Origin of the sequence: Sporosarcina siberiensis (assembly GCF_042681925.1) — a bacterium.
In the GTDB taxonomy this organism is placed as follows: Bacteria; Bacillota; Bacilli; order Bacillales_A; family Planococcaceae; genus Sporosarcina; species Sporosarcina siberiensis.
Window position 1 is genome coordinate 316,985 of sequence record NZ_JBHUGI010000024.1, and the last position, 9,624, is coordinate 326,608.

Genomic DNA, 9,624 nt, shown 5'->3' on the forward strand with positions numbered 1-9,624 from the left:
AGTATTGTAAACAATATTTTCGAAAATAAAAAAAGAGCACTCTTAAAGTGCTCTTGAAAAGTTTCAGATGCTCCAATGAAAAAACTAAATAGATTCTATTCTAGTAAAGATAGCTAGCACCAATGATTATTAGCAAGATAAATAACACAACAATCAAAGCGAATGACGAACCTGAATTTCCTCTGTATTCATTTCCCACAAAGTACACCGCCTTTCTTGTAGATACCCTTGTAGTATATGCAAGGTTTCTTAAAAGGAGATGGGGGATTGTCATAGGTAAGTTATGTATCCTCTGTAGGTATGTACTGTTTTAAATGTATATTTAAAGGTACCACTGCAACTCCATGGTACAATAGTATGCAACTAAGTAATTTCACGAACGTCCTAAATAGAAGATCAGTTTTTGGAGGAATTATAATGGAAGAACAATATGACAATCCGATACCAAAAAGAAGAAGAAAGAAAAAGTTGCGAATTGGCAGGACATTGTTCGCGCTCCTGACTTTGGCTTTTATTGTGGCTGGAACTTATTCAGTCGTACAGTACAATGCCGGGAAGACCATTGCAAAGGGAAATTCAATCAATCCTGGTCCATTCAAAGGGGACGCTATACATCCTAAATACCCAAGCGTGGAAAATTATTTGTTGCTCGGAGTTGATGACGACGGTAGTGAAAAATCACGTACAGACACAATGATGGTATTGTCTTGGGATAAAGGTGCAGGAAAAATGAAGGTAATTTCCTTTATGAGAGATATTTACGCAGAAATACCCGGATATAAATCGTACAAGCTAAATACAGCCTATTATCTGAACGGAGTACAAACTGCAAAGGATACCATTACGGGCATGTTTGGAATTCCAATTCATCATTACGCTATTGTTGATTTCAATAACTTTGAATCGATTGTTAATATTGCATTTCCTGATGGTGTTGAAATTGATGTAAAAAAAGAAATGTCAGAAAAGATAGGTGTCACACTTCTCCCTGGGAAGAAAAGACTAAATGGTAAAGAACTACTCGGTTATGCACGCTTTAGAGCGGATAGTGAAGGTGATTTCGGACGTGTAGGACGTCAACAAGAAATTATTAGCGCCATGAAAGATGAGGCTATTCGTCCTGGCATGATACTTGCCGCACCCAAATTGGCAGGAGCTATTTCTAGTTTTGTACACACAAATCTAACATCTAAAGATGAAATTTCACGTGCTGTTTCATTACTTATGAAAAAAGGTGCAAAACTTGAGACGATGACCATACCCGTTGAAGGATCTTACTCTTTTAACACTTACAAACACGCGGGCTCTGTACTTGAATTAAACATTGAAGAAAATAAACAGGCCATCAATACGTTTCTTGAAGCACAGACAGAATAACGTTTAGACTTCTAAATTTTAAAGTTAAATCTTTAGAAGTACATACAGTCCCAATGATTACTACATTTAAGATTACTAGTTCCTTAATTGCGGTAATTCTGAGAATACTTGAGTATGCAATATTGTAAGTAATAATTTTATACTTGTTCAAATTGATTGAAGTCCGATATAATAAAACAGAATCGGATAGTTACTTTCATTATGAAGGAATAATAAATACGTTAAAAAGTTATGGGAAAGAGGAAAAATCATGTTGAAGGACTTCTCGTCACATATTGTTTATGAAAATATTTCAATAGACACAATTTTGGATGGACCTAATATCGCATTTGGTGAAACTCTCTCAGCCAAGCTCTATATTGAAGGAGACGAAAGTGATGAGATTATTGATGAAATCGTAATCGAGTTAATTAAAGTTTCTGAATCGGGCGAGAAAGTGATTGCTAAGCATTCGATAGAAATGGTAAGTGGGGATAAATCAAAAGAAACATGGATGATCCCTTTTGAAATGGTTCCTGATGAACGTTGGGAGATAGAGCTGGTAAACGAATTTTTAAGCATATGTACAACGGTTTATCTCAAAAACGGCGTTCTATTAAAAGCGGAAGACAAAATTACGTATAAATAAGAAATGACGCACCCTTTACGATGAGGGTGCGTTTTAAAATTGATGGTATTGATGGAAGAGGGGGAGCCTTATGGAGGAAATCATTCCTATTTTTTATTCTTTATCCAAGACACTTCGTAAAATTGACAAATCGAGCTGTGTAGAAGTTTCTGTTATACAAAGTTCTATTTTATACGAACTCTCATTGTTAAATGAGCCGTCTATGCAAATCTTGGCTGAAATAGTTGGAATGGATATTACGACCTTTTCAAGACAAATTAACACATTGGAGAAAAAAGGATTAATTGAAAGAAATCCCTCTGTTGAAGATCGAAGAATTTATCGATTGTCTTTATCCATAAATGGGGAGGAGATTGTACTCGCCATTAATAAAAATATCAGCAAAAGCATGGCAGTTGTACTCACCACAATGAATGAATTTGAACGAGAAACAGTGATTCGCTCTTTGCGCGTATTATCAAACAGACTGGAATGAATCGCATTCTGATACTAGTTGCATCTTACAACTAGTATCGAGAGCTATTATATGCATTATGCAAGTAATTTTTGATTTTCCTTTATTCTACGTAGTTACTTTTCTGAGTATTCATCACTTCCTGCGGAAATGAAAGTCTTGTATTTTGATGGACCGGCATTAATGGGGTATTAAAAACCTTAAAATAGTTAACGGTCTATAAATGGCTCGTTTTCATTCAATTGTTGGCAGACTAATTATGACGACCTCATCGCACAAGTTTTGTCATTTGTTCAGAGGAAGAAGAAGCATTTTAAATATTATAAATCAACTACTATCGATATATATAGACACTTAATTGTAAAAAATGTTATTCTATATTAAAAGCGTTTAGATAAAAAGGATAGGGGAATTCAACATGACTGATTTGGATAAAACAGAACAATCATCAGAAAAGAAAACAAAAGTAAGTTTCAAAGATGCAATCAAACAGCAGCTTGAAGCAAAGAAAAATAATCAATCTTCAGAAAACTCAGTAACGAGCGGAACTTTAGAAACGAAAAAAATGAAGAGTCAACAATCTAAGAAAGTAAATAACTCACATCGTAAAATGGGGATTTAATTTACAATATTTATTCTTTATCTATTCGTTCGGGATATTTATTCCGAGCGTTTTTTCATTTAAAGATACTATTCGTCTTAGAGAGATGTTATTACATTGAAAGCATTAAAAAATTGCATTACAATGAATCATATGCAGATGTACATATGGACGATCGTTTCCAAGTAAGATTTCATAAGAAAGTATGGTGTATTCAAGTTGGGACTTTCCAAAAACAGGGTAACTGCTTCTTCACATAGTAAATTGATTGTATTAGGTGAGCATTCTGTTGTTTACGGAAAGCCGGCTATTGCGATTCCTTTTCCAAGCATTCATGCAACAGCAAGCGTTGAAGAACACCTACACTCAAAAAATGCAAAAGGGATTATTTTAAAATGCCATTATTTCGAAGGAAAACTAGAGTTGGCACCTGCAAAACTTTCAGGAATTGTTGCTTGTATTCATGCGACTATTGAAGCTCTGGAAAAACATCCCGTGAACATGACCATTCACTTAGATTCAACGATCCCGATTGGTAGAGGGCTTGGGTCAAGTGCAGCAGTAGCTATCGCGATTGTGAAAAGCTTATATACGTATTACGGCGAACCGTTAAGTCAGTCAAAGCTTATGGAGCTCGTACACATTGCTGAAACACATGCGCATGGAAATCCAAGCGGCATCGACATGGTGGCGGCATCAAGTGAATTTCCTATTTGGTTTGAAAAAGGCAAAGATACATTACCAATACTTCTTGGTGCACAACTTCATATCGTTGTCGCGGATACCGGTCGGATTGGAGACACACGAGCCGCTGTTGAAAGCATTCGAGAAAACTATTCTCTAAACCCGGTAGCTACAAAGCATTCCATTGATTTACTTGGTGAGCTTACCTATATGGCTAAGGATGCTTTAATTAATGGTAAGATAGAATTATTAGGAAATTATATGAATTTAGCACATATTGAATTAGATAAATTAGGTGTGAGTGATCACATTATAGATAATTTGGTGGAAATCGCTCAAAATAATGGTGCACTGGGAGCTAAGCTAACCGGCGGCGGACGCGGTGGATGTGTACTTGTACTGGCAGAAAATAAAAAACATGCTGAAAAGCTTTCGATTATTTTAAAAGAAGCTGGAGCATATCAGACATGGAACTTTGAAACTGAAGGAAGTTGACATATACCTTTTACAATAGGAGGATTTTAACAATGAAGGCAACAGCAAGAGCTCATACAAACATTGCGTTAATCAAGTATTGGGGAAAGCGTGATGAAAAGTTATTTCTACCAATGAATAATAGCCTTTCAATTACCTTGGACGCATTTTATACTACGACTTCTGTTGAATTTTGTACTTGTTTGAAAAAAGATATATTTTTATTGAATGGAAATATCATGGGTGAAGCAGAAACGAATAAAATGACCCGTTTTTTAGATTTAATTCGTAAAATGTCGGGAAGCACATTATATGGTGTTGTCGACTCTATAAACACAGTACCAACCGCGGCAGGGTTTGCTTCGTCCGCTTCTGGATTCGCGGCATTAGCTGCAGCCTCAACCAAAGCACTTAAAATGGAAATCAACGATGACATCCTCTCACAAATCGCTCGTCAAGGTTCTGGTTCGGCCTGTCGTTCAATACACGGCGGTTATGTAGAATGGGAAAAAGGTGAGCAACTAGACGGATCTGATTCATTTGGAAAGCAAATTCTAACTGAAAACGAATGGGATTTAAGCATTTTATCTGTTCTAGTTGAACCGAACGAGAAAAAAGTGTTGAGCAGAGAAGGTATGAAACGTACTGTAGATACTTCTCCTTTTTACACTGGTTGGTTAGAGACGGTAGATGATGATTTAACAGTAGCAAAGCAAGCGATTTACGACCGGGATTTTGAAACACTTGGAAATGTTCTCGAAAGAAATGCATTAAAGATGCATGCAACGACTCTCGGGGCGAACCCACCGTTTATGTATTGGACAAGTGCGACAGTGGCGGTTATGCAAAAAGTACAAGAACTTAGGGATAATGGTATTTCAGCTTACTATACAATCGATGCCGGTCCGAATGTAAAAGTTCTTTGTCAACCTGAGGATGAAAACTCGGTTCGTGAAAAACTCATGACTCTGTCTGTTGTACAAGAAATTTATCATTGTCATCCAGGACCCGGTATTACTTACTTACCAAATACAAACAGAAAAACATGTTGTTAATTGTATAATTCGAAAGGTTGTCGGATATGACTGGCACAAAATTCCACATAAAAGTTCCAGGAAAGTTAATGATTGCTGGGGAATATGCCGTTCTTGAACCAGATGGTCAAGCGATCGTGGTTGCAGTGGATCGGTATATTCAAGCAGAAATTGAATCTAGTGAACAAAATAGTATTTCACTTCCACAACTCGGAATTGACTATGTAACCTGGGAACCATTAAATCCATATGGAATAGAACTCAGCGACCCAAGTTTGAAAATACTATTCGTGAAAAATGCAATTGCTCTTTTCAATGATTATTTACACAGTTTATCCATACCACTTCGTCCTTGGTCATTAAAAATAACTAGTGAACTGAACGATATTTCAGGAAAAAAGTATGGACTGGGTTCCAGTGCAGCTGTCACTGTCGCTGTAATAACATCGATGTGCTATTTTTATAAATCGAGCTTAGGAGAAATTTCAAAGGAATTAATATATAAACTATCCGCGATTTCACATTTTAAAACACAAGGCAATGGATCTTGTGCCGATATTGCAGCTTCTACATATGGGGGATGGGTACATTACGCATCCTTTAATTCTAGTTGGCTGTTAGGGGAAATAAAAATAGGAACACCAACCCTAGACGTTGTGAATAAATCATGGCCAAATCTTATGATACACACCATAACACCACCATCTGATTTGACGCTTTGTGTAGGTTGGACAAATAGTGAATCATCAACAGCTCCTATGATTTCAAAAATCCGTGAGTTACAAGAAATAAAGCCCGAGTTATACAAGAAGTTTCTAAGTGATAGTAAAAGTGCAGTTGAAAATCTCATTCAGAGCTTTTTAAATAAGAGTTCCGGCAATGCTATTACAAGTCTTACGCAAAATCGCGAAGCATTAAAGACTTTAAGTGACCATGCAGCAACTGAAATTGAGACGGAGAAACTAAGTATACTTATTCAAATTGCCAATCAATATGGTAGCGGCAAAACTTCTGGTGCAGGCGGCGGAGATTGCGGAATTGCTTTCGTAAGAGGAGATACATCTAGTTCAGAGTTGAAATCAGTGTGGGAACAAGCGAATATTCTTCCTTTAAATGTAACAGTTTCAAAGGACGGGGCAACAGGCTCGAGAATTAACTAGGAAAAGTGGGTGTTTATGAAAATGTCAGAGCTTATTAATCAAAGAAAATCAGAACATATTCAAATTACATTGGATGAAAAAGTTACAGGTGAAAATATTACAACTGGTTTTGAGAAATTCAGATTTATTCACAATGCACTTCCTGAAATTGACTTTGAGGAAATTTCATTACACACAAACTTTTTAGAACACCAGAGCAAAACTCCTTTCTTAATTAGTTCTATGACCGGTGGGGCGGCATTTGCTGAATCGATTAATCGTAATTTAGCTACAGCTGCACAGGAAAGAGGATGGGCATTGGCACTTGGTTCAACACGTGCTCTTATTGAGAGTACACAGCATCGTTCTTCATTTCAAGTACGGAAATATGCACCGAGCATACCAATTATTGCAAATCTAGGTGCAGTTCAACTAAATTACGGATTTGATGTCGATAAATGTCGGCAAATTATCGATTTAACAGAGTCGAATGCCCTTGTCCTTCATTTGAATAGCATCCAAGAAGTCATTCAAACTGAAGGCGATACAAACTTTAAAAATTTATTAGTAAAAATAGAAGAACTGTGTAGCAAACTCGGTGTTCCTATAGGTGTGAAGGAAGTCGGGTGGGGTATAGACGGGCTGACTGCTAAAAGACTAGTAGATGTAGGTATTTCATTTATTGATACAGCAGGCGCTGGTGGAACTTCCTGGAGCCAGGTAGAAAAATTTCGTTCAAACGTTCCAGTAAAGAAAAAAGCGGCGGAAGCATTCAGTGAGTGGGGAATTCCTACAACCGATTCTATTATTTCTGTTAAAGAACATATTGGAAATCAACCAATTATTGCTAGTGGCGGAATGCAAACTGGACTCGATGCGGCAAAAGCCATCGCACTGGGTGCAAGTATGGCAGGTTTTGGAAGGTCAATCTTAAAAGAGGCTACTCAATCTGTTGAAGACGTGTTGGAAGTCATGGAAACAAAAGAGTTGGAGTTGCGTATGGCGATGTTTGGAATTGGTGTAGCGAACCTAAATGAATTGAAGGAAACGAAGAGATTGAAATCGATTTAGTAGATAGTACTTTTTTAATTAGGGAATGTGTTAGGAGAGGTGGTGAAAAAATTTGACAGGTATGAAAAGAGTAACAACAGTATTACTATCCATTCTAATTGCCATTAGTTTCACTTACAATTCAACACAAGTAGAAGCTGCAAGCCCAAAAGCGACGGTGTTTGCCAATTGTAAAGAGATGAATAAGGTATACAAAGGCGGCGTGGCAAGATCTGCTGGTGTGAAAAATAAAGGCGGTAAAACCAAGTACGCACCCTTTATCTCTCAAGCAATCTATGACGCTAATAAAAAAAGTGACCGAGACAAAGACTTGATTGCTTGCGAGCGATGAATCGTATAATAAAAGAATAATAGAATAGGTAACTCAATGGCATCACCTCCTCATATGCAAGGAGGTTCGACCGTTCGGAATTATCATTCTGAAGGGTCTTTTTTTATTAATTTATATGAAGCACATTGCAATCTAATAATATTCCTATTTACTAGGCATTAAAAAAACGATATTCACCATCAATTTTCGAAAAAATACACAGGTTCCAGAACATACGTGTGGTATAATAGAAAAGTAATAGAATAGGATTTCAAGGGTGGTCAGCATCCCAGTTTCATGTCCCAGTCAAGGTATATTACCTGGCGGAAGGGGAGTGCTGCCAGTGACTATTTTCGAGACACTTGTAATTATGATTAGCTTTACTTCGCTAATTGTAGCAGTGATTGCATTGTCGTATAAAATGTCGCAAAAGAAATAATCCACCCTTGAGTTTAGCCGCTCTGGTGGATTATTTCATCGAATAACGCTGACCCCCTTATAAGGGAACCTGCTATTACATTTGGTCGTTCGATGCACAAACATCGGACGACCTTTTTTTATTATATTCACTATCTAAATTCATTATACGTCCAAGAAGTTTAACTTTCAAGAATATGATTTTTACAATGCTTTAACGTTTGTCTACTTTTAAAAGGAACGCGTATGTTTATGCGTGGCTACCGCTATTGACAAACGGAAGTTTCCGCTAGATGTTTTGCATTCACTATAAAGCTTATACAAGAGGGAATGGCACGTGATTTGATTCGAGCCATACAAGCGCACAGAAAAGAATTAAATTTACCCATGAATATGTGCATTGATATTGGAGTAGCTACCGACGAAGCGCTTCATGTTGTTGTAGAAAAATCGGAAATAAAAATAGGGGAGCACACAGCCTTGTTCCACCTAATGCCAATCAACTATTAATTGCTATCGATAGCAGGCACGCATACTACAGGATTGAATGAATACTTTTTATGAACTGCGAAACTCAATAAGTTTGGTAGTGAGTTGTCTTGATTTTCAAACTTAAAATGCCAAATTCACGACGGCGGAACAAATGTTCTGATGTCGTGAATTAAAATTATAAGGGGAAAGTCGATAATTGAACATTGAGCAACCCAAATGATCAATTATACGATTGTTTTAACCAGTAAAAAAGGCAGTTTAGACTTTTTGATAGCTAAATTTACAAAAAAGGGATATACGACACCTCGCAGAACGTTTGTTCTCGCTGTAATATTTGAGCATTTTGATTGTAAGGTATTCCGGCAATAGAATCTATTGGATTTGGTTAAAGGGGGAGTATGACCTTATAAAACTAACTTGTATTAAATGTGAATCCATAAGTCAACAACTTCCTAGCATATAAAATACAATATTCCAATAGCTATTACCGAATTACCGATAGCAGAAATCCGCCAATGTGAACGTTTATTAATGAGAATTAGGTTCATAATGGAACGACTTTGAGAACACCTTTTCGAACAAATATAAGCAAAACAATTTTAGAGTCGATGAAAATAATACCTAAATTACTTGATACACATCTAACTTATTTACTTGAAGATAGATTACGAAATCTATTAAAGTAAAATGACATAACGACTATTAAAGGAGTTAGACCAACAGATCGAATTCAATACAAACAACTTACGCCAATCAATTATTAACTAAGGTAAAGTCATTCGCAAAAAAGAATAAACGATTTGTCAACAATGTAATTAAATACAGCGTAAATTTTATTGATGGGAGTGTCAATATTTATGTGTAAATGACAATCCAACCTTTTCATTGTGAATATCACTTATTTCTTTTTTATAGCTTATGAATAGAGCTTATTTGCTCTAGA

The 9,624-nt window shown here is 36.5% G+C and carries 12 protein-coding genes; 11 read left to right on the plus strand and 1 reads right to left on the minus strand.

Annotation, left to right across the window (positions count from 1 at the left end; translation table 11 throughout):
- Positions 1-100: 100 nt before the first annotated feature.
- Positions 101-199, minus strand: a complete 99-nt coding sequence (locus tag ACFSFY_RS09535; RefSeq protein ID WP_381537510.1) for a YjcZ family sporulation protein — start codon at positions 197-199, stop codon at positions 101-103.
- Between the two features lie 218 nt (positions 200-417).
- Between ACFSFY_RS09535 and ACFSFY_RS09540 the strand changes: the two genes are divergently transcribed.
- The 11 genes from ACFSFY_RS09540 (at position 418) to ACFSFY_RS09590 (ending at position 8,699) form a co-directional block, all read left to right on the plus strand.
- A complete protein-coding gene (locus ACFSFY_RS09540) occupies positions 418-1,377 on the plus strand; it encodes an LCP family protein (RefSeq protein ID WP_381537512.1) in 960 nt (319 codons plus the stop codon).
- A 250-nt stretch (positions 1,378-1,627) separates the two neighbouring features.
- Positions 1,628-2,005 carry a sporulation protein gene (locus ACFSFY_RS09545; protein WP_381537513.1) on the plus strand — a complete coding sequence of 126 codons (378 nt, stop codon included), beginning with the start codon at positions 1,628-1,630 and terminating at the stop codon, positions 2,003-2,005.
- A 70-nt stretch (positions 2,006-2,075) separates the two neighbouring features.
- Entirely contained in the window at positions 2,076-2,480 is a 405-nt protein-coding gene (locus ACFSFY_RS09550; protein ID WP_381537515.1) for a MarR family winged helix-turn-helix transcriptional regulator, read from the plus strand.
- 397 nt (positions 2,481-2,877) lie between these two features.
- Complete coding sequence (locus ACFSFY_RS09555) at positions 2,878-3,081, plus strand: hypothetical protein (RefSeq protein ID WP_381537517.1); 204 nt, start codon at positions 2,878-2,880, stop codon at positions 3,079-3,081.
- A 198-nt stretch (positions 3,082-3,279) separates the two neighbouring features.
- Positions 3,280-4,239: a mevalonate kinase gene (mvk, locus tag ACFSFY_RS09560; RefSeq protein ID WP_381537519.1), complete on the plus strand. Its 960-nt coding sequence runs from the start codon at positions 3,280-3,282 to the stop codon at positions 4,237-4,239.
- Between the two features lie 32 nt (positions 4,240-4,271).
- Entirely contained in the window at positions 4,272-5,273 is a 1,002-nt protein-coding gene (gene mvaD, locus ACFSFY_RS09565) for a diphosphomevalonate decarboxylase (RefSeq protein ID WP_381537521.1), read from the plus strand.
- A gap of 26 nt (positions 5,274-5,299) precedes the next feature.
- Positions 5,300-6,412 (plus strand): phosphomevalonate kinase, encoded by a 1,113-nt coding sequence (locus ACFSFY_RS09570; protein WP_381537523.1) that lies wholly within the window; start codon positions 5,300-5,302, stop codon positions 6,410-6,412.
- 21 nt (positions 6,413-6,433) lie between these two features.
- Entirely contained in the window at positions 6,434-7,462 is a 1,029-nt protein-coding gene (gene fni, locus ACFSFY_RS09575) for a type 2 isopentenyl-diphosphate Delta-isomerase (protein WP_381537525.1), read from the plus strand.
- 61 nt (positions 7,463-7,523) lie between these two features.
- On the plus strand, positions 7,524-7,793 hold the full coding sequence (locus ACFSFY_RS09580; protein WP_381537559.1) for an excalibur calcium-binding domain-containing protein: 270 nt from the start codon (positions 7,524-7,526) through the stop codon (positions 7,791-7,793).
- Between the two features lie 322 nt (positions 7,794-8,115).
- Positions 8,116-8,211, plus strand: coding sequence for a putative holin-like toxin (locus ACFSFY_RS09585; RefSeq protein WP_381537527.1), 96 nt, complete (start codon positions 8,116-8,118; stop codon positions 8,209-8,211).
- 296 nt (positions 8,212-8,507) lie between these two features.
- Entirely contained in the window at positions 8,508-8,699 is a 192-nt protein-coding gene (locus ACFSFY_RS09590; RefSeq protein ID WP_381537561.1) for a DUF5915 domain-containing protein, read from the plus strand.
- Positions 8,700-9,624: the final 925 nt, after the last annotated feature.